This is a genomic window from Pseudomonas sp. SWRI81 (assembly GCF_014268545.1).
Taxonomy (GTDB): Bacteria; Pseudomonadota; Gammaproteobacteria; order Pseudomonadales; family Pseudomonadaceae; genus Aquipseudomonas; species Aquipseudomonas hamedanensis.
The window spans coordinates 41,357-61,298 of the sequence record NZ_JABWQS010000014.1 but is presented as its reverse complement, the minus strand read 5'-3'; the positions used below and the strand labels follow the sequence as shown (position 1 = coordinate 61,298).

Sequence of the window (19,942 nt, the reverse complement as noted above, 5' to 3'; positions counted from 1 at the left end):
CTCAGCCCATCGCCCCCCACTGGCGCCGCACATGGTCCAGCCGCTCCTGCTGAGTCAACCCTGGTGGCGGTGGCACCAGCACGGCACGCGGATGGAGCAGGCGCAGCCATAGCCAGCCGTCGAGTATGGCGCGATCGCTGAAGCCCAGCGCCAGGCCTTGCTGCGCATGGGCGCGGATCGCCGCGTAATCGGTCTCCAGCGCCTGGCACCAGCGCCAGATGTGCTGTTCCAGCAAGCAGGTTTGCAGACGCTCACGCTGACGGCGGGTAAGGCTTTGCTCGATCCCCAGCGGCTCGACGGCCAAACGCGGATTGCACAGCTGTTGCCAGCCCTGACTGCCGATGGCACGGTCGGCCCAGGTGCCGCCGAACCAGCGTAACTGGCGGATCGGCCCGAGCCAGCGGCTCAGCTCCACGGCATCGCAGGCGTCGAAAAAATAGCTCGCGGTCTGGCGATTGTAATAGCTGAGCAAGGCCCTATGATTCAGGCCGAACGAGACCGTGAGCATGCGCTGCAGATGCTGCAGCAATGGCTGAGCGGCCACCTCACTGATCAGCAACAGGCCCCGCCAGGTGTTCGGGTCGCGCAGACACAACGCCGTCAGTGCCGGGCTTTCACGCAGGTCGACCAATACCGGGCCATGCTCGCTGAGCGGTTGAAATTCGGTGCCGTCGAACAGCCGCCAGTGCGGTACAGCGGTAAACCCGGCGCGCAATGTGCGCAAGGCCTGAGGGGCGTCCGGGCCATCGAGCAGCAGCCATTGCGCCAGCGGTTGCAGCGTCGCGCCGCTCATCTTGCGCCGCTCTGGTCAAGCGCGGTGAGCAGCCGACAACTGCACACCGACTCGGCGCAATGGCGAAAACTGCCACCCCCGGGGATCAGACACAGCAGCAACAGTGGCTCGCCAGACGCCAGCAGTGGATGCAGGCCATCCACCACCAGACGCTCCGGCAGCGGCAACGGCGGATCGTCGGTAATCCCCGGACTGCCGAGCGCCGGCTGAAGGATGCCACTGATCATCGGCTGATCGGGATCGCCCTCAAGAAAGCTGACCACCACTTCAACACCGTCGGCCAGCGCCAGCGACGGCCCTTCCTCCAGGGCCGGGGCCAGCGGCAGCCAGCAATGACTCGGCGCCGCACCCTCGCCCTGATACAGCCAGTCGAACTGCACCGCCACTGGCCGGCAACGATCGGGCTGAGGCTCGTCGACTGACACCACCCAGGCCCGTTGCAGGCTGTGCATGCGCAGCGTCGACGGTGCGGTGGCCATGGCGCACGTCGGCACCTGCAACGCCCCGAACAGGCGGTTGCTGTAAGGCGACGCGAGGGATTGCTCGCCACGGTGTTCGATTCGGGTCATCAACCATTGGCGATTGCATGCCGCAAACGGATGCCCGCTCAGACTCAGCCAGTGGCCGCTGCGCAACTGCGCAAGATCACTGCAACCCTCGACCCGCACACCGTGCAGTCCGGCTTGGGAATCCTCGCTCAACTGCCATTGGCTGATGCCGGCAGAATCACTCGGGCGCTCATGCTCGTCCTGATACTGCGCGGCACCGGCCAGCGGCAACCGCGCGGGGTCGTCGCCGAACACCAGGCAATGCCTGTTGTTCTGATGCTCGAAGTAATAGTGAATCCGCGCCTGCGCACACAAGCGCTGGAGCAGTTGCAGATCCGATTCACGGTACTGGGTGCAGAATGTCCGGGGCGGGTAATCGCCGTGCAATTCGAAGCGCCGCTGGGCGCCGACGATGCCGTGTTCCCTGAGTACCTGCTCAATGATCTGCGGCACCGAGCGGCCACTGAAGATTCGTTGACTGATACGCAGGCCGAGGCAATCGAGTTTCGGTCCGAGACGAATGCGGCTCAAGCGCAGGCCCTGGCCGTGTTCATGCTGGACGAGGCTTTGCAATTGACCGTGCACACCTTCGCCAGGCGCGCCGAAACACAGGAACGCCGAACGGTGAAGCAGACCGGCGAGATCCAGTTGCGGGTCGTCGATCAAGACATCGACCTCGAACGCAAAGGGTTCGTTGAGGGCTTCGCTACCGGTAAAGGCCAGGACTTCGAAAGGGTCGGACAGGCCCGCTACATCGAGACGAAACGACTCGTTGAGTGGATCGAACATGGGCGGATCTCTACAGGAGGGGCGGCCGGGGATTCTCGCCGAGAGGCATGGCCGAGTAGAGTGCCCAAGTACAACTTAGGAAATGACCTACGCGAAAAGCAGACCAGATGACTTTGCTGGCTGTGGTAGCCAAGCAATTCGCTTGAAAACGGGGAAATGTCCCACCGGATCATCTGAATTTTCCACAGCATCGGGAAAAATCTCAGACAACCCGGTGGAGACGCTACCTGGCCTCAGGAAGACAGGTAGGAAGAACGGGTCAGGCCCAGACGCAAGGCATCGAGGAATTGCGTGCGCTCGCTGGCACTGATGCGGGCACTGGCGCACTTGTCGCGGTAGTGAGTCATCAGTTCTTCCGGCGACAAATGCACGTAACGCAGCATGTCTTCGATGGTGTCGTGGGTCTCGATGCCGGCGTGGTACACGCTGCCATCGGCGTTCTGGTAGATGTTCACCGAGTCGGTGTCACCGAACAGGTTGTGCATGTCGCCGAGGATTTCCTGATAGGCGCCGACCAGAAACACGCCCAGCAGGTAATCTTCGCCTTCGTTCAACGCGTGCACCGGCAGGCTGGTTTCGATGCTCTGCTCATCGACGTACTGGTTGATCTTGCCGTCGGAGTCGCAGGTCAGGTCTTGCAGCACCGCGCGGCGCAGCGGCTCTTCGTCGAGACGGTGCAGCGGAATGATCGGCAGCACCTGATCGATCGCCCAGGTGTCCGGCAGGCTCTGGAATACCGAGAAGTTGCAGATGTACTTGTCGGCCAGCTTGTCGTTGAGTTCGTCGAGCACTTGGCGGTGCGAACGCTGACGCGCTTTCAGCGAGTTGTGCAAGCGGCGGCACACGGCGAAGTAGCATTGTTCGGCCAGGGCTTTTTCCGCCAGCGTCAGCTTGCCATCGGCGTACTGCGCAGCCACGTCGCTCATGTAGTGAGTGGCGCGCCAATAGGTTTCGGTGACCATTTCAATGTCGGTCGGGCCAAGCAGGTCGACCAGCCACTGCACGGTTTCCGGCAGGCTTTCCTTGTTTTCGATCAGCGGGATTTCGTCGTTATGCTTCTCGACGTCGGTCACCTGCACCACCAGCATGGCGTGGTGCGCGGTCAGCGAGCGGCCGCTTTCGGAAAAGATGTGCGGATGCGGCAGGCTCTGCGCGTCGCAGAATTCCTTGAGCATGCCGACCACGACGCCGGCGTAATCGTCCATGTCGTAGTTGATCGAACTGGCGTTGCGCGAGTGCGTGCCGTCGTAGTCCACGCCCAGACCGCCGCCGACGTCGATGTGATCGACCGGCAAGCCCAGATTGCGCAGTTCGCCGTAGTAACGAATCGCTTCCTTGAAACCGTGCTGGTAGTCAGCGAGGTTGGCGATCTGCGACCCCATGTGGAAGTGCAGCAGGCGAATGCCCTGATCGAGACCGGCGCCACGGAAGCGCTCGACCACCGACAGCAGCTGTGCCGCCGACAGACCGAATTTGGATTTCTCGCCACCGGTGTCTGCCCACTTCGACGAGGCCAGCGACGACAGGCGCACGCGCAGACCGACCTGCGGCTTGACCTTCAGCGAGGCGGCTTCTTCGATTACCAGGCCGACTTCGGATTCTTTCTCGATCACGATAAAGACGTTGTGGCCAAGCTTCTGGCCCATCAGCGCCAGACGGATGAACTCGCGGTCCTTGTAGCCGTTGCAAACGATGGTGCCGCCCTTCGGCGCCAGTGCCAGCACGGCCAGCAGCTCAGGCTTGGAGCCGGCTTCCAGACCGATGGAAACATCTTTGGTGGCGATGATGTTTTCGATCACCGCTTCTTGCTGGTTGACCTTGATCGGGTACAGCGCGGTGTATTTGCTCTGGTATTCCAGGCGTTCGATGTTGGAATCGAAAGCGCCGGTCAACTGACGGACACGGTCTTGCAAAATGTCGGGGAAACGCACCAGCAGTGGCAGGGACAAACCGCTCTTGCGCAGTTGGTCGACTTGCTCGAACAGGTCGATGGGTGAGCTGCTCGGGCCGTTCGGACGTACTTCGACGCGACCGGCTTCATTGATCGCGAAATACCCGGCCCCCCAATGGCGGATCCCGTAAACGCTGCGGCTGTCCGCAACTGTCCATTGGCTGCCATCGTCTTTACGTGTGCGTCGTACGGACATCGAAGTCCCCTATAAAGAAGTCAGAGTGCGTCGCCTGAGGTGCAGGCCGGCGCAGTCTAAAGAATGAAAATGACGGTTCGTCAGTGCGGCGGTAGACCGCACTGACTGCGTGGAGTTTAGAAACCGTTCATGAACAGGCTCTGTGAAAACCATGGCGACGACGCCGGAATCGAGAACACTCGAAGCCGGATCAAGCCGCCGGAGGGTTTCACAGAGGCTGCTAGCCGCCGGACTTCTTCGCTTTGAAACCGTGCTTGATCAGCTCTGCCAAGAGTAGCTCGACGTGATCGCCCTGGATTTCGATGATGCCGTCCTTCAGCGCCCCGCCGGTGCCGCAACGTTTCTTCAACGTTGTCGCCAACTCTTTGAGCGCATCTTCGGCCAGGGGCACGCCGGTGATGGTGGTCACCGTCTTGCCGCCACGGCCCTTGCTCTCGCGTCGCACGCGGGCAATGCCGTCGCCGGCCGGGATCACGGTTTGTTTACAGATACAGGCGTCCACCGGCTTGCTGCATTCCGGGCAATGACGACCTGCGTCGGTGGAAAATACCAGGCCGCCCAGGGCGGCGAAGGATGCGGCTTTCTTGGCCACCGGCAATCCTCTCGGGAGGACAAAGACTGATCGCAACCTTGGGCAAGGTCAGCGACCGCGAAGCCCCACTCAGGCAGGGGCAGCGCTACTGCATCGGAAAGCTTTGAACGCTGGACTGAATATCTGTAGGCCAACCTCAAACTACTCGGTGCAGCTTGAAAAGGTCGCGCAGTGTAACGGCAAAAATCGCGATTGCTAAGTGCCAATCGGCGCCAATTCATGTGTTCTTTGCGACGCCGCTTTGCTGCGCCTTGAGATAGCGCTGCAACGCCGCCAGAGAGTCCGGGCAATAAGGCTTTTCGGTGATTTCCCGCATGACCTGCTCAACCGGAATGAATCGCGCTTCGAGGACTTCCTCCGGTTGCAGTTTCAGCGGGCCGTCCCACACGGCGGAAAACGCCGAACACCATAGGCGATTGCCGGTGTCTTCGAAGTAGAAATGGTCGTGAGCGGTGAGTTCGACGCCGCTGACGCCCAGTTCTTCCTCCAGCTCCCGCGCCGCCGACTCGGCGTAAGTTTCATCGGCCTGGACCATGCCACCCGCGGCGACATCCCAGTAGCCGGGATAAATCGCCTTGCTCAAGGTGCGCCGGTGGACGCACAGCTCACCGGCGGAATTGAACAACATGATGTAGGTGCCGCGACCGATCAGCCCGCGCTCGCGCAAATCGGAGCGCACCAAGGCGCCGAGCAGGTTGTCCTGCTCGTCGACCCAGGCGATCTGTTCGGCATCCGAAGCGGCGCGGTGCTCGGCCTCTCTGGCTTGTTGGTCCACGTATCAGCCCTGATTGAGCAATTGGCGCAAATCGATCACGGCAGCGTTAGCCCGGGAAATATAGTTGGCCATGACCAGCGAGTGGTTGGCCAGAACGCCGAAACCGCTGCCATTGAGAATCATCGGGCTCCAGACCGGCTCCTGCGAAGCCTCCAGTTCGCGGATGATCTGACGCACGCTCACGGTCGCGTTCTTCTTCGCCAGCACATCGGCAAAGTCAACCTCGATGGCACGCAGCAGATGCGACAGTGCCCAAGCCTGACCGCGCGCTTCGTAGAACACGTTGTCGATCTGCATCCATGGGGTCTCGACGACTTCTTCGTCAACCTGCGGCACTTCGCCGACGGCCGGGACTTCGGTTTTCAGCGCAGTGTTGAGCTTGACCCGTCCGACGCTGGCCGACAGCCGCTGCGACAGCGAGCCGAGACGGGTACCGACATCGCCCAGCCAGTTGTTCAAGTTGTCGGCGCGGGCGTAGAACAGCGCGTTTTTCTGGCTCGGATCCGACAGGCGCGCCTGGTAGCGACTCAGGGAGTTGATGCCTTCCTGATACTCCGACTCGCTGGACGGCAGCACCCAGCTCTTGTTGTCGAAGTTGAAGCGCGGTTCAGCCTTGGCCAGATCGGCGTCTTCGGCCGACTGCGATTGCGAACGGGCAAAATCCTTGCGCAGGGCGCGGGTCAGGTCACGCACCTGCACCAGCACGCCGTATTCCCAGCTCGGCGTGTTGTCCATCCACAGGCCCGGCGGGAAACGATCGTTGGAAATATAGCCGCCCGGCTTGTTCAGCAAAGTGCCGGCGACGGTCTTCAGGGTTTCGACCGTCGTGTAGCCGACCACCATCTGCTTGCCTTCCTTCTCGGCAGCCACTTGGGCATTTTGCGCGACGGGAAACAGTTCCGGCTCCTGACTCCAGTACCAGCCCAGGGCAATGGTCACCAACAGATAAATGCCTACCAGCGTGGCCAGCGCCCGGCTGAACAGCAGCCCGCCCACATAATTGCGGGTGGCCGACTTCGGCTCGGCGGCACGTTCAGGCGCGCTGCCCGCGCGGTTTTTCCAGTCCAGCATGGCGTTATCCTTTCGATCACTTGGGTTCAACGGTTCGACCACAACCATACAACATCGTGCTAAGGCCTAGCACCCGCCGCTAAAGATAAGCCGCAAATCGTGTGGACGAATGACGCTTCGCGCCGGACTAGGGGTTTCCCTTATATCCGGACCGCCGCTCGCCGCCTGGAGGGGATGCCGGACACATCCGAAATACGTGTTCGAGACACCGCTGCGAGGTTTGCACATCACCGACGCAAGCCTCCGGTTCATGGGCCTTTGCGCGACGTAAAGGTCGAAAATGAAACCGCTCGGTCAGAAACTGAATCGTACCGCGCAGCAGATTATTGACGTACGACACTCGTCTAAGGGAAAAGAGGTGCTAGCATAGAGCCACCAGTCGATCTCAGCATGCAGCCTAACTAGTAGTCAGGATATGACCGAGCCAGAAGACCCCAGCCGTGAGCGTCTCAAGCAGCACTTTGCCCAGCGGGTAATTCATCAGGCACGTCAGATTCTTGAGATATGGCAGCGCCTGCAACGCAGCGAGTGGTCCACTGTCGATCTCGCCGAACTGAGCGAGGCGAATCTGCGCCTGCTGCGTTTTGCCGAGCGTTTCGAACAGCCGGAACACACCCAGTTGGCGCACCACATCAGCCAGTCGCTGCAAGCGGTGGACGCCAATCGCGGCCGCCTCAGCAGCGGCCTGATCACCGACCTCAATCGTTTGATGCAGCGCCTGTCACGCACCGGTCTGCGCCACGGCGACCAACTCGACCAGACGTTTTTGCCGCCGCTGCGCAAACCGATCTACGTGATGCTGCAGGATCACGACCGCGCCGAACGGCTGGCCAAACAACTGGAATTTTTCGGCCTGAGCGCGCAAGCGCTGGACAGTGTCGCGGCGTTCCGTTCATCCATGGTCGAGCGTTTACCTGCCGCCATTGTCATGGACGTCGACTTCAGCGGCACCGGGGTCGGCCTGAAACTCGCGGCCGAGGCCCAGGTGGGTCTGGAAGAACCCTTGCCGCTGTTGTTCTTCAGCCTGCACGAAACCGACACGCCGACCCGTCTCGCCGCCGTGCGCGCGGGGGGCCAGGAATTCCTTACTGGCACCCTCGAAGCATCGAGTCTGCTGGAGAAGATCGAGGTGCTGACCTGCGTCGCCCAGTACGAGCCTTATAAAGTGCTGATCATCGACGACTCGCGCGCCCAGGCCCTGCACACCGAGCGCCTGCTCAACAGCGCCGGAATCGTCACCCGTACCCTGATCGAACCGATTCAGGCGATGGCCGAGCTGGCGGATTTCCAGCCCGATCTGATCATTCTCGACATGTACATGCCGGCCTGCACCGGCACCGAGCTGGCCAAAGTTATCCGCCATAACGACCGCTACGTCAGCGTGCCGATCATTTACCTGTCGGCCGAGGACGACCTGGACAAGCAGCTCGACGCCATGAGCGAGGGTGGCGATGACTTCCTGACCAAGCCGATCAAGCCGCGACACCTGATTACCACCGTGCGCAACCGCGCGGCGCGGGCGCGCAACCTCAAGGCGCGGATGGTTCGCGACAGCCTCACCGGCCTCTACAACCACACACACATTCTGCAATTGCTCGAAGACTGCTCGTTCCGCGCCCGTCGCGAGAACAAGCCGCTGAGCTTTGCCATGCTCGACATCGATCACTTCAAACGGGTCAACGACAGCCACGGCCATCCGATGGGTGATCGCGTGATCAAGAGCCTGGCGTTGTTTCTCAAGCAGCGCCTGCGCAAGACCGATTTCATCGGTCGTTACGGTGGCGAAGAGTTCGCCATTGTCATGCCCGATACCGATATTGAAGCTGCGCACAAGGTGCTCGACGAGATTCGCCAGCGCTTTGCCGAAATCCACTACCCGGCACAGCCGCAGGATTTGTGGTGCACGTTCAGCGCCGGCGTGGTGGAAATGAGCGATGACTGCGACAGCCTGATGATGGCCAGCCAGGCCGACGAGGCGCTGTACCGCGCCAAGGGTGCCGGCCGCAATCGGGTGCAGACCGCGCGACACTCAAAGCAAAGTGCCACCTTTTCATCGGAATCCACTGATTCGGTCATAACCTTGTAATAGAACCGCAATAAATTCAGGCGCTTACCATTTCTTGCCGTTGGTAGCCGTCATGCGCCTGAAGTTGCTCACCAATCTCAATACCCTGCTGCTCGTCGCCGTGTGCCTGGCACTCGGCGCGACGCTGTGGTGGTCGCAAAAAGCGCTGGAGCGTCCGTATCTGTTGATGGAGCGCTATCTGGGGTTGTCGCAGCAATTGCAGAATGAGGTCGCACGCAATGTCGAGGATTACCTCGCCAATGGCGACGCCTTGCGCTTGAGCAGCGCCGCCCAGGCCATCGAAGCGGTGCAGAAGGAACTCGGCGAACTGCCGCCAGCCCTCGCCGACACCCTGCGCCCGAGCCTGACGAGCCTTCAAGCGTTCAGCAAAAGCGACTTGCTCGCCGCCGGCAAACTGGCGGGCGACCCGCAGGCGCTGTTGCTACAGGCCGAGCGTGAACTGAGCGCCAGCCTCGACCAGCTCAGCGCGTACGCCAACGGCAATACAGCCTATCTGGCACCGCTGCTTGCGGCTTCGCAGCATCTGGGCAAACTGTCGCTGGCGCGAGACAAGCTGGTCAGCAGCGGGCGCAGTGAACTGGCCGCCGATGTCGAGCGCGAGGTGAACAACATGCGCGCCCAGGCTCAGGCGATTGATGCCCTGCCCTTGCTCGGCGTGGTTGCCGACAATCAATCGAGCAGCGACGATTTCGCCGCAATGATGGGCATCGAGAACACCGAAAAAACCGCTGCCGAAGACGCCGGCGTCGCTCTCAAGCGCGAGTTGAACAGCTTGTTGAGCCGTTATCCGGCAGAACTGGCACGCACCCGCGAACAGATCCAGAAGCGCGCCGAGCTCAGTGCCGCCACCCACGAAAAACTGGCCACGGTGCAGCACGCCATCGCCGGCCTGGAACCGGTGGTACGTGCGCAGCACGGGCAGATCCAGAGCGAAGTGCGCTTGATGCAAGGCGTGATGATCGGTCTGATTCTGCTGATCGCATTGCTGATCGACACTTTGCAGCGGCGCCTTGCCCGCACCCTGACCCACCTCGCCCCGGCGCTGTCGGTCTGGGCCGATGGCGATTTCAGCCGCGACATTCAACTGGGCAAGACCAATCGCGAATTGCAGGACATCGAAGCCTCGCTCAATCGCCTGCGCGCCTATCTGGTGGATCTGGTCGGGACCATTCGCGGCAATGCCGAACAAGTGGCGGGAAGCAGCCGTACTCTCGCCGAATTGAGCCACGACCTGCACAGCGGCGCTGAGCACCAGGCCGGCGATACCGCGCTTATTCGCGACTCGCTCGGCGAACTGGAGGCGACCATCCAGCAGGTTGCCGGCGATGCGCAGCAGGCCGCCGACGCCAGCCGTCACGCCGGGCAAGCGGTTGAACACGGCCAGCGCGTGATTGGCTTGAGTCTCACCGGTTTGCATGCGCTGGTCGGCGAAGTTCAGGGCAACGCGCAGATGATCGAACACTTGGCACAAGAGTCAGCAACCATCGGTGGCGTATTGACGGTGATTCGCTCGATTGCCGATCAGACCAATCTGCTGGCCTTGAACGCGGCGATCGAAGCGGCGCGCGCCGGCGAAATGGGCCGGGGTTTCGCCGTCGTCGCCGAAGAGGTGCGCTCGCTGGCACAACGCACCGCTGGCGCGACTGCCGAAATCCAGACGCTGATTGCCGGGCTGCAAACCGCCGCCCGCCAATCGGTCGAAGGCATGCGTGCGCAAGTCGAACACGCCGAAGCCACAGCCAATCAGGCGCAAGCGGCGGACGGCGCGCTGGACAAAATCGTCGGGGCGATTCAAACCATTGCCGACACCGCCGTGCGCATCGCCGAGGTCACCGCGCAGCAGAGTGGCGCGGTCAGCGAGATTCGCGATCACAGTGAGCGCATTCATCAGTTGGGTGGGGACAACTTGCTGCGGATCGGTCAGGGACGTGAACAGGGCGAGAATTTGCTGGTGTTGGGTGGACGATTGCATACAGCCGTTCAGGCCTTCCGCGTCTGATACACCGCTTTCGCGAGCAGGCTCACTCCTACAGGGGATACGCATTACAAATGTAGGAGTGAGCCTGCTCGCGATGGCATCAACCCAGACACCGCCGATCCCGCAGAATGACCGGATCTGAAATCACGGTCACATATCTCGCGCAAACATCGCCCATCGTGCGGCCTTTTGCATGGAACTGGACAGTCATAAAGGCTTTGCGGCATAGTCGCCGGGTTCTGACGACTGCTCATTGATAACAAGGACAATGCAGATGGCAACACTACTGGTGCTGCACGGCCCCAACCTGAACCTGCTCGGCACCCGCGAACCGGGCACCTATGGGTCGACGACCCTGGCGCAGATCAATCAGGATCTGGAACGCCGCGCCCGCGAAGCCGGCCACCATCTGCTGCATCTGCAAAGCAATGCCGAATACGAATTGATCGACCGCATTCACGCCGCGCGCGGCGAAGGCGTGGATTTCATTCTGATCAATCCGGCGGCTTTTACGCACACAAGTGTCGCATTACGTGACGCGCTGCTGGGAGTGAGCATCCCATTCATCGAAGTGCATTTGTCCAACGTGCACAAGCGCGAACCTTTCCGCCATCACTCCTACTTCTCCGATGTAGCGGTAGGAGTGATCTGCGGCCTTGGCGCCAGCGGTTACCGACTGGCCCTGGAGGCCGCACTAGAGCAGCTTGAAAACCAGGCAACAGCTTGAACGACAAGCGTTAAACGCCCCTGACCGACCCTTGGGAGTTGATGATTCATGGATATCCGTAAAGTTAAGAAACTGATCGAATTGCTGGAAGAGTCCGGCATCGACGAGCTCGAGATCAAGGAAGGCGAAGAGTCCGTACGCATCAGCCGTCACAGCAAGACCCCGGCTCAGCAGTACTACGCGCCAGCACCGATGCAGGCTCCGGCCGCTGCACCGGTTGCAGCCGCTCCAGTCGCTGCCGCCGCCCCGGCTGCCGCTGCCGCCCCAGCGTTGAACGGCACCGTTGCCCGTTCGCCGATGGTCGGTACGTTCTATCGCAAATCTTCGCCGACCTCGCCGTCCTTCGTTGAAGTCGGCCAGACCGTGAAGAAAGGCGACACCCTTTGCATCGTCGAAGCCATGAAGATGATGAACCACATCGAAGCTGAAACCAGCGGTGTGATCGAGTCCATCCTCGTCGAAGACGGCCAGCCGGTTGAGTACGACCAACCGCTGTTCACCATCGTTTGAACTGCGGAGAGCCTTTGATGACTGCGAAGTTGGAAAAAGTTCTGATCGCGAACCGCGGTGAGATCGCCCTGCGGATTCTGCGTGCCTGCAAAGAGATGGGCATCAAGACCGTCGCCGTTTACTCCAAGGCCGACAAAGAGCTGATGCACCTGGGTCTGGCAGACGAATCCGTCTGCATCGGCCCGGCGTCCGCCGCTCAGTCCTACCTGCACATCCCGGCCATCATCGCTGCTGCTGAAGTGACCGGCGCCACCGCCATTCACCCAGGCTACGGTTTCCTCGCGGAAAACGCCGATTTTGCCGAACAGGTCGAGAATTCCGGCTTCGCCTTCATCGGCCCGAAAGCCGACACCATTCGCCTGATGGGCGACAAGGTTTCGGCCAAGCACGCGATGATCGAAGCGGGCGTACCGACTGTTCCAGGCTCCGACGGCCCATTGCCGGAAGACGAAGAAACGGCGCTGCGCATCGGCCGTGAAGTCGGTTACCCGGTGATCATCAAAGCCGCCGGCGGCGGCGGTGGTCGCGGTATGCGTGTGGTGCACAAGGAAGAAGACCTGATCGCCTCGGCGAAACTGACCCGCTCCGAAGCGGGTGCAGCGTTCGGCAACCCGATGGTCTATCTGGAAAAATTCCTCACCAACCCGCGCCACGTCGAAGTGCAAGTGCTGTCCGACGGCCAGGGCCACGCCATCCATCTGGGCGACCGCGACTGCTCGTTGCAGCGCCGCCACCAGAAGGTTCTCGAAGAAGCGCCGGCACCGGGCATCGACGAGAAGGCGCGTCAGGAAGTCCTGGCTCGCTGCGTCAAGGCGTGCATCGACATCGGCTACCGCGGCGCCGGTACGTTCGAGTTCCTCTACGAGAACGGTCGTTTCTACTTCATCGAAATGAACACCCGTGTTCAGGTGGAGCACCCGGTTTCGGAGATGGTCACCGGTATCGACATCGTCAAGGAGATGCTCAGCATCGCCGCTGGCAACAAGCTGTCGTTCACTCAGGATGACGTGGTGATCCGCGGTCACTCGCTGGAGTGCCGGATCAACGCCGAAGACCCGAAGACCTTCATGCCAAGCCCGGGCACGGTCAAGCATTTCCACGCCCCAGGCGGCAACGGCGTTCGCGTCGATTCGCACCTGTACAGCGGTTATGCCGTACCCCCGAACTACGACTCGCTGATCGGCAAGCTGATCACTTACGGCGCGACCCGCGACGAAGCCCTGGCCCGCATGCGCAACGCCCTGGACGAAATCGTGGTCGACGGGATCAAGACCAACATCCCGCTGCACCGCGATCTGGTTCGCGACGAAGGCTTCTGCAAAGGGGGCGTGAACATTCACTACCTCGAGCACAAGCTGGCCAAACAGTCGTAAGGCTGCACGCGAAGTAACTAAAAAACCCGATCCGGCTGGATCGGGTTTTTTTATGGGAGCTCCGCCTGCAAACAGCGCGTTACTACAGCAGTACCAGCGCGAAAGCCTGGTCGTGAATCATTTCGGAGGTTACCGCCTTGCCATTCTTATCAACCACGACGCCGGGACGGTTCTCATACAGCGGCGTGCTGGCAACGCGCGCTTCAACCCTCAATACGCGCTGTGACAAGTTGTCCGCGGGCATGTGCGCTGGTAACGTGTGGGCAGCCCTCGATAATGGATTGTATAACCCGCGAACTGAATCCATGGAATGCTTGAACACTGTTGTGACCCCATTGCGCAGATTCAGCGACACGCCGAAAGTATTCCCCACGCAGAGAGAATACGACCAGTAATCCCACGTAGGCCGCACGCCGTTGCGTCGCAATTCGCTTCTGATCACCCCGCCGATATCACCACCGAACAGCCAGTCCCCGCCCACGAGGGTCGCACGAACATCCTTCGCTTCTCCGCCTATGCGCTTCACCACATCGTCGACCCGTGCCTTGATCAACGAACGAATATTGTGATCGATATGAATGACCGCGCCGATCTTCGTCGCCGGGTTGTACAACGATGCAACCACACACGTCTGGGCATTGACTGAAAACAGATAATTGTCCGCAGCTCCGTCGACCAGCTTCGCCACCACAGCTTCGCCCTGCAACGCGCCCCTGACCGGATCCGGACTGACACGCCCGGGAAAAGCCTCGCGCAGATCCGTGATGCTGCCCAGGTTGCGAACGGTATCATTCCCGCCTCTGAGCCCAACCCGCTCATGTGTCCACTTGCCACGCGGCGTCAGGCGTATGGGCCGATTGTAAATGGCGTTCGGGCGCTGGGCATCAATCAGACTCAGACCGTCGAAATGAGGGTTTTTCTTGACCTGGTAATATTTACCCTTGTGACGAATGTAGTACGCCGGTTGAGCTTGCGTCGTGCTGGGTGCACTGCGCCAGGTACCAAAAAAGACACTATCGTCGGTCACCCGCTGCAGCCGTTCGGGAGCCTTCGCAACCGCCTGTTTAGGCTTGAAGCGCACCTCTCGCACCATCGGCAAGGTTTCTTTCGTTCTTGCCGGTGCCCCGCTCTTCAGGCGCTCGGCCAGTAATGATATGGGCCTTACCGTCTGCTTCAGGCTTCTGAGTGCTTGCCCGAGGAGTTTGATCGCACTGCCCGCGCCGACCATGGCGAACAGAGCTCCCCAGGATGCTTCCAGCCAGTGCAACAGTGCTGCGTCTGTATCGCCCTCCTGATGAGCGCCAAGGGCTTGAGTGACGCTGGCGGCAATAAACGCGGCATCCAGCAGCAAAGCAAAGGGCGGGAAAACGATGCAAAAAGGCGCTGCTGCGAACACCAACCCCTTGACTACCTGCTTTTCGATCACCTCGGCGCGACTGGTGGTGATGTCTGCTACGTCAGTGACCGCCCGTTCAATGCAGGCATTGAACTCTCCCCGGCAATCACCCACACGCTGCCACTCGTATAGCGTATCGACGTGCATGTTCTTCGCCGTCAGTGCCCGCAAATAGCGCGAAACGGCTTGCCGCGCGCCCGCGGCCACTCGCGACATTACGTAGTCATTCAGCGCGCCTGCCGTTTCCCCGCAGAAACTCTCATATCGGCGAAACGTCACGCCATCGGGAGCGTCCGGCATGTAAAGCCAGCTAGCCGCATCAGGGTCAAACCAGACAAAAACATAAACCCCCAACACGATATGCCCACGAATCGCGAACCGGAACACGCCGTCATGGGCCACGATACTGGCTCCCGAGCCCCGCCCGCTCGGCAACTCCCCATTGCTCAACCGGGAGACTTGCCGGACCAGCGCAATGTAAGCCGTCTCAAGTATTTGATTTTTACTTCTGGCGACCCGCAGATCACGGTCCATTTTCGACAGCAACACATTGCGATAGGCATATCGGCGACTGTCATAGGCCGGATCGCCCGACTCGAGATATTTGCCGCGGATCTCCTTGGCGTAGGCGTCTCCCAGATACGCCCTGCGCAGATACAGCGCCAGCTCAGCACTGCGCAGCTGACTCAGGTCCTGGCCGACAGACGAGCGTACGCCGCGATCCGGATGGTTGATCCCCCTGTTTTCATCGTATCCGTAAATGGCCAGATCGAGCAGACTGGAGACTTTCGACTTGTAATCATTGCCGGGCTCACTGTGATCAATCAGGACCGTGGCAGGATCAACCGGCTCCAGCACATTGCGGCTGCGCAGATACGGTGTAATCGCTTCGGCGATGGTGCGTTTGGCAAAATCGACAAAGACCTCGTAGCCGGTCAGCAGCTCACTGAGAACCTGCTGATGAACCTCTAACTCCTGATTAAGGCTGCTGATGCGTCGTCGTGCCTCAAGCCCAAGCGCCGCGTACCAGCCTGGCGAGTGGTCCTGCTCAACCTGCTCGAGATTGTTTGCAAGGCCCATTTGCGCGGCGTCACCAACGCAATCGACGAACGTCTTTGTGCCGCGCCTGATGTCGCGGCTCATGCCCCACAAGCGAGGGTCGTTCGACACACTGAACAGATACGCCCGCGCTTTATCCCCGGTTGCCGGCGAGAGCTGCCGCAACAGATATTCACGACCGGACTCGGTCTGGGTCCATCCCCACAATTCACCGCTCAACTCCACAAGTGAAGGCAGCCGGACCCACTCCTGGCCGTCTGGCTTGTTGGGCGCATACAACAGCAGATCGCTAACACCGCCGGCAGCTTCTTCGCGATAGAACAGCAGCAGATCGGCACACTTCATGCCGTTGGGCAGCGTCAAACCGCAGACGCGCAAACGGGTTACCGACGCCTCGCCATCCCATACCTGTTCGAGACGCTCATGGTCGGCGACCGATAAATGCCCGGCACACCGGGCAACAAAAGCACTTTGCTTGAGTCGCTGCGAAAACCAGGCGCTCAATGCCTCTTTTACGTCTTCGCGCTTGTATTGCCGAACGAGCTCGTGGTGGTAGTCCGTGGGAAGATCCTGCGTCGCCAGCATGTCGGCAATGAAGGGCGATTCCAGTGGCTGATTACGCAGAGGCGTGTCACTGGCCAACCCCGCCACCGAGGCGAAATCCCGACCAATCGGCCCGCCGGCGAGCAGCTCGGTCAGGCTTCGGTTCTGCGTCCGCTCACCAACCGCCGAACGCCACGCCAACCGCACCAGGGTCGTGTCCGGTTCGACCTGCATGTCCAACTGCAACTGGATGAAGTCGATGGCTCGCTGTCGAGCGTAGGCCTGCAACGAACCGTAGCCCTCAAGCAGGTTGTCGAGCACGGCCTGGGCTTGCATGGTCTGTTCTTGATGGTCATGAAGCAAACGTCGATCGGGTTCCTTCAACACTCGCAACCAGTGCGGCAATTGCTCGAAGGCCAGCGCCTCGATAATTTTGCGCTCCCGGGGCGATGCCAGTGAGGTCAATCGATACCGGCGCGCGCCACGCGCCTGGATTTTTTCAATTCTGTCGCGCAGTCGAGCTGCCGTCAGTCCGGCAAGCTGCTCGGGATGGAAGAGTTTTTCGATGTCATCGATATATCGCTGCAGCTTGCGCTCGATCATACGGTCGAACCGTGGCTCCAGCTCCTTGGTCTGCCAGTGATCATGGAGATACTGCTTGTACTGCTCAAGACAATACGCAGCGACCGTATCAACGGTGCGGATGACCGTCTCTCGGCGATCGGCAGGTAACCCCGGGTCCGCCCCTCCGGGCCAGCGATAAGGTGCGTCCCTGACGGCGACGAAGATCAGCGGTTTGCCGTCTATGAGCTTTTGCAGCACGGCATCGACAAGGGAAATGACGAAACCCGGATCGATAACCCCATCAGGGTAATGAATGCGCAATTCGATCAATGCGAAGTGTTCAATCGCTTCCAGCAAGGTCATTTGGCTACCGAGGCGCTTGTCCGTCATCACCTGCCAGCGTGTCACCCGCAGCAGCACTTCCTGCGCTGTCCCCGCCGGCTCAGTCGTTGTCGGCAACGTGTCGCCTGCAATCCCTTGTTGATCCGTCATATCGCCCAGTCCTTTATGCCTTGAAGTGAGCCCTCACTCTATTGGCCGCCCAGCCGCCTGCGGCCATACATATGTATATCGAACCAGGGAATCTGTAACAGCAGACGGCCGTGTCCACTTTGCCGGCGACCTGGCGTAAACTGCGCGCTTTTGCAGCTTCGGGCTGCCCCACAGATTTTTTCAAAGGTGCCCGCCATGCCTTGGCTGCAAGTCCGTCTCGCCATCACTCCGGAACAAGCCGAAACCTACGAAGACGCGTTCCTTGAAGTCGGTGCCGTCTCGGTGACGTTCATGGACGCCGAAGACCAGCCGATCTTCGAGCCGGAACTCAACACCACCCCGCTGTGGTCGCACACTCATCTGCTGGCCCTGTTCGAAGGCGGCACCGAAGCTGCGCCGGTCCTGGCCCACCTCGAGCTGCTGACCGGCGGCCCGCTGCCCGAGCACCACAGCGAAGTCATCGAAGACCAGGACTGGGAGCGCAGCTGGATGGACGGCTTCGAGCCGATGCGTTTCGGCCAGCGCCTGTGGATCGTGCCGAGCTGGCACGCCGCGCCGGAACCCGACGCGGTCAATCTGCTGCTGGACCCGGGCCTGGCGTTCGGCACCGGCACCCATCCGACGACGGCACTGTGCCTGGAATGGCTTGACGGTCAGGACCTGAAAGGCTGCAACGTGCTGGATTTCGGCTGCGGCTCGGGAATTCTGGCGATTGCCGCGCTGCTGCTCGGCGCTAAAGAAGCCGTTGGCACCGACATCGACGTGCAGGCGCTGGAAGCTTCGCGCGATAACGCCGGGCGCAACAACATCGCCGACGAGTTGTTCCCGTTGTACCTGCCAGAGGATCTGCCGCAGGTTCAGGCTGACGTGCTGGTCGCCAATATTCTCGCCGGCCCGCTGGTGGCCCTGGCGCCGCAATTGTCCAGCCTGGTCAAGTCCGGCGGGCGCCTGGCACTGTCCGGCATCCTCGCCGAGCAGGGCGAAGAGGTCGCGGCGGCTTATGCGCAGGACTTCGACCTCGACCCGATTGCCAATCGCGATGGCTGGGTGCGCATCACCGGGCGTCGGCGCTAAAATGACCGCTTGCCTGAACCGGATCGCCGCATGACCGACAGTTTCGTCACCCAGTGCCCGCATTGCCAGACCAGCTTCCGCGTCAACCATGCTCAGTTGAGCGTGGCCCGCGGGGTGGTTCGCTGCGGCTCTTGCCTGCAAGTGTTCAACGCCGCCAGGCAGTTGCTCGAGCAACACGCCGGCAAGGATCCGGTGGCACCGTCGGTAGCCCAACCCGCTCCGGCAGCGCAACCACCGGCCGTCGACACAAGCGCACCGCGGGCGATCAGCCAAAAGCAATGGAGTGCCTCGGAGCTGGACCTGGACAGCCTCGATCTGGACGAGGAACTCGCCCGCCTCGAACAACGCGAGATCCAGCCGATCAGCGAATTCGGCCGCCCGCGCGAAGACGCCTTGAGCGCCCGCCGCGACAGTCCGGAACCGGACGAAGCCGTCTGGCCGGACAGCCTGTTCAGCGAACCTGCCAACGAACGTCCGCAAGACCTCGACAACGCCCCGCCGTCGGCGGAGATCGAGCCGGTCAAATCCGCGCGCACGGAACCCTCGCTGTCGCTGGAGCCGGTGGACCTGGATGACGAGCCGGCGATCCCGCAACTGCGCCTGCACGATCCGATCGATCCGAACGCCCGTCGCGAGCGCCTGTCAGCCGACGAAGACGACGACTTGCCCGCGATCGAACCGCAGCGCAAGAAACGCGGACGCGCCGAGCCCGGCGTCCGCGCCGAAGTGCTGCAAGACCTGACCGACGACCCGCTGCAACTGGACTGGCAGAAACGCCGTTCGCCGTGGGGTCGGCGCCTGCTCTGGCTGGTGCTGGTCGTGCTGGCAGCCGGCGCGCTGGCCGGCCAGTACATCGCCTATCACTTCGACGAACTGGCGCGCCAGGATCAATACCGCCCGTGGTTCCAGCAGGTCTGCCCGCAGATCGGCTGCACCGTGCCATCGAAGGTCGACATCGCCAAAATCAAAAGCAGTAACCTGGTGGTGCGCAGCCATCCAGAGTTCAGCGGGGCGCTGGTGGTCGACGCGATCATCTACAACCGCGCCACATTCTCCCAACCGTTTCCACTGCTTGAGCTACGCTTTGCCGATCTCAACGGTCACCTGATCGCCAGTCGCCGCTTCAAGCCCGGCGAATACCTCAGCGGCGATCTGGAAGGCCTGGCGGAAATGCCGCCGCAAACACCGATCCACATCGCGCTGGATATTCTCGATCCAGGCCCGAAAGCGGTGAATTACAGCCTGAGCTTCCACTCGCCCGAGTGAACGGCTGGACCGGCTCCGGATTGACGGCGGTTTTCTGACTGCACCCCATGCAACCAAACCGCTGGCGATAACGGAATAACTGTTCAGATTTTGTTCAATTGAGCCTTTAACCAGTCATCGAGAGCGGGTATCATGCCAACCCTTTTTCGAACTCTCATG

At 61.1% G+C, this 19,942-nt stretch carries 14 protein-coding genes; 7 read left to right on the top strand and 7 right to left on the bottom strand.

Annotated features, from left to right (window positions below):
• Position 1: 1 nt before the first annotated feature.
• The 6 genes from HU765_RS11595 to HU765_RS11570 all read right to left on the bottom strand — a co-directional run bounded on the left by HU765_RS11595 (position 2) and on the right by HU765_RS11570 (position 6,715).
• The gene (locus tag HU765_RS11595) at positions 2-793 is read right to left on the bottom strand and encodes a DUF4123 domain-containing protein (RefSeq protein ID WP_186547470.1); all 792 of its coding nucleotides are present in this window, start codon (positions 791-793) and stop codon (positions 2-4) included.
• On the bottom strand, positions 790-2,130 hold the full coding sequence (locus HU765_RS11590; RefSeq protein WP_186620533.1) for a contractile injection system protein, VgrG/Pvc8 family: 1,341 nt from the start codon (positions 2,128-2,130) through the stop codon (positions 790-792). Before HU765_RS11590 ends, HU765_RS11595 begins: the two co-directional genes overlap by 4 nt.
• Positions 2,131-2,363: 233 nt before the next feature.
• Positions 2,364-4,277, bottom strand: coding sequence for an arginine decarboxylase (speA, locus tag HU765_RS11585; protein ID WP_186547474.1), 1,914 nt, complete (start codon positions 4,275-4,277; stop codon positions 2,364-2,366).
• A 220-nt stretch (positions 4,278-4,497) separates the two neighbouring features.
• Positions 4,498-4,869: a translation initiation factor Sui1 gene (locus tag HU765_RS11580; protein WP_007914613.1), complete on the bottom strand. Its 372-nt coding sequence runs from the start codon at positions 4,867-4,869 to the stop codon at positions 4,498-4,500.
• A gap of 217 nt (positions 4,870-5,086) precedes the next feature.
• Positions 5,087-5,644 (bottom strand): NUDIX domain-containing protein, encoded by a 558-nt coding sequence (locus HU765_RS11575; RefSeq protein ID WP_186620531.1) that lies wholly within the window; start codon positions 5,642-5,644, stop codon positions 5,087-5,089.
• A 3-nt stretch (positions 5,645-5,647) separates the two neighbouring features.
• Positions 5,648-6,715, bottom strand: a complete 1,068-nt coding sequence (locus tag HU765_RS11570; protein WP_186547478.1) for a DUF2333 family protein — start codon at positions 6,713-6,715, stop codon at positions 5,648-5,650.
• A gap of 415 nt (positions 6,716-7,130) precedes the next feature.
• Here HU765_RS11570 and gcbA point away from each other — a divergent pair, with 415 nt between their 5' ends.
• The 5 genes from gcbA to accC all read left to right on the top strand — a co-directional run bounded on the left by gcbA (position 7,131) and on the right by accC (position 13,389).
• The gene (gene gcbA / locus HU765_RS11565) at positions 7,131-8,801 is read left to right on the top strand and encodes a diguanylate cyclase GcbA (protein ID WP_186620529.1); all 1,671 of its coding nucleotides are present in this window, start codon (positions 7,131-7,133) and stop codon (positions 8,799-8,801) included.
• A 52-nt stretch (positions 8,802-8,853) separates the two neighbouring features.
• The gene (locus tag HU765_RS11560; RefSeq protein WP_186620527.1) at positions 8,854-10,800 is read left to right on the top strand and encodes a methyl-accepting chemotaxis protein; all 1,947 of its coding nucleotides are present in this window, start codon (positions 8,854-8,856) and stop codon (positions 10,798-10,800) included.
• 253 nt (positions 10,801-11,053) lie between these two features.
• Complete coding sequence (aroQ, locus tag HU765_RS11555) at positions 11,054-11,506, top strand: type II 3-dehydroquinate dehydratase (protein ID WP_186547485.1); 453 nt, start codon at positions 11,054-11,056, stop codon at positions 11,504-11,506.
• A 48-nt stretch (positions 11,507-11,554) separates the two neighbouring features.
• Positions 11,555-12,016 (top strand): acetyl-CoA carboxylase biotin carboxyl carrier protein, encoded by a 462-nt coding sequence (gene accB, locus HU765_RS11550; RefSeq protein WP_007914603.1) that lies wholly within the window; start codon positions 11,555-11,557, stop codon positions 12,014-12,016.
• Positions 12,017-12,033: 17 nt separating this feature from the next.
• Complete coding sequence (accC, locus tag HU765_RS11545) at positions 12,034-13,389, top strand: acetyl-CoA carboxylase biotin carboxylase subunit (protein ID WP_186547487.1); 1,356 nt, start codon at positions 12,034-12,036, stop codon at positions 13,387-13,389.
• An 82-nt stretch (positions 13,390-13,471) separates the two neighbouring features.
• Here accC and HU765_RS11540 read toward each other — a convergent pair whose 3' ends face one another.
• Positions 13,472-17,443 (bottom strand): type III effector 1, encoded by a 3,972-nt coding sequence (locus tag HU765_RS11540; RefSeq protein ID WP_186620526.1) that lies wholly within the window; start codon positions 17,441-17,443, stop codon positions 13,472-13,474.
• Between the two features lie 195 nt (positions 17,444-17,638).
• On the opposite strand from HU765_RS11540, the gene prmA reads away from it, so the two are divergent.
• Together prmA and HU765_RS11530 are read left to right on the top strand one after the other, a co-directional pair.
• Positions 17,639-18,517 (top strand): 50S ribosomal protein L11 methyltransferase, encoded by an 879-nt coding sequence (prmA, locus tag HU765_RS11535; protein WP_186620524.1) that lies wholly within the window; start codon positions 17,639-17,641, stop codon positions 18,515-18,517.
• A gap of 30 nt (positions 18,518-18,547) precedes the next feature.
• The gene (locus tag HU765_RS11530; RefSeq protein WP_186620522.1) at positions 18,548-19,783 is read left to right on the top strand and encodes a DUF3426 domain-containing protein; all 1,236 of its coding nucleotides are present in this window, start codon (positions 18,548-18,550) and stop codon (positions 19,781-19,783) included.
• Positions 19,784-19,942: the final 159 nt, after the last annotated feature.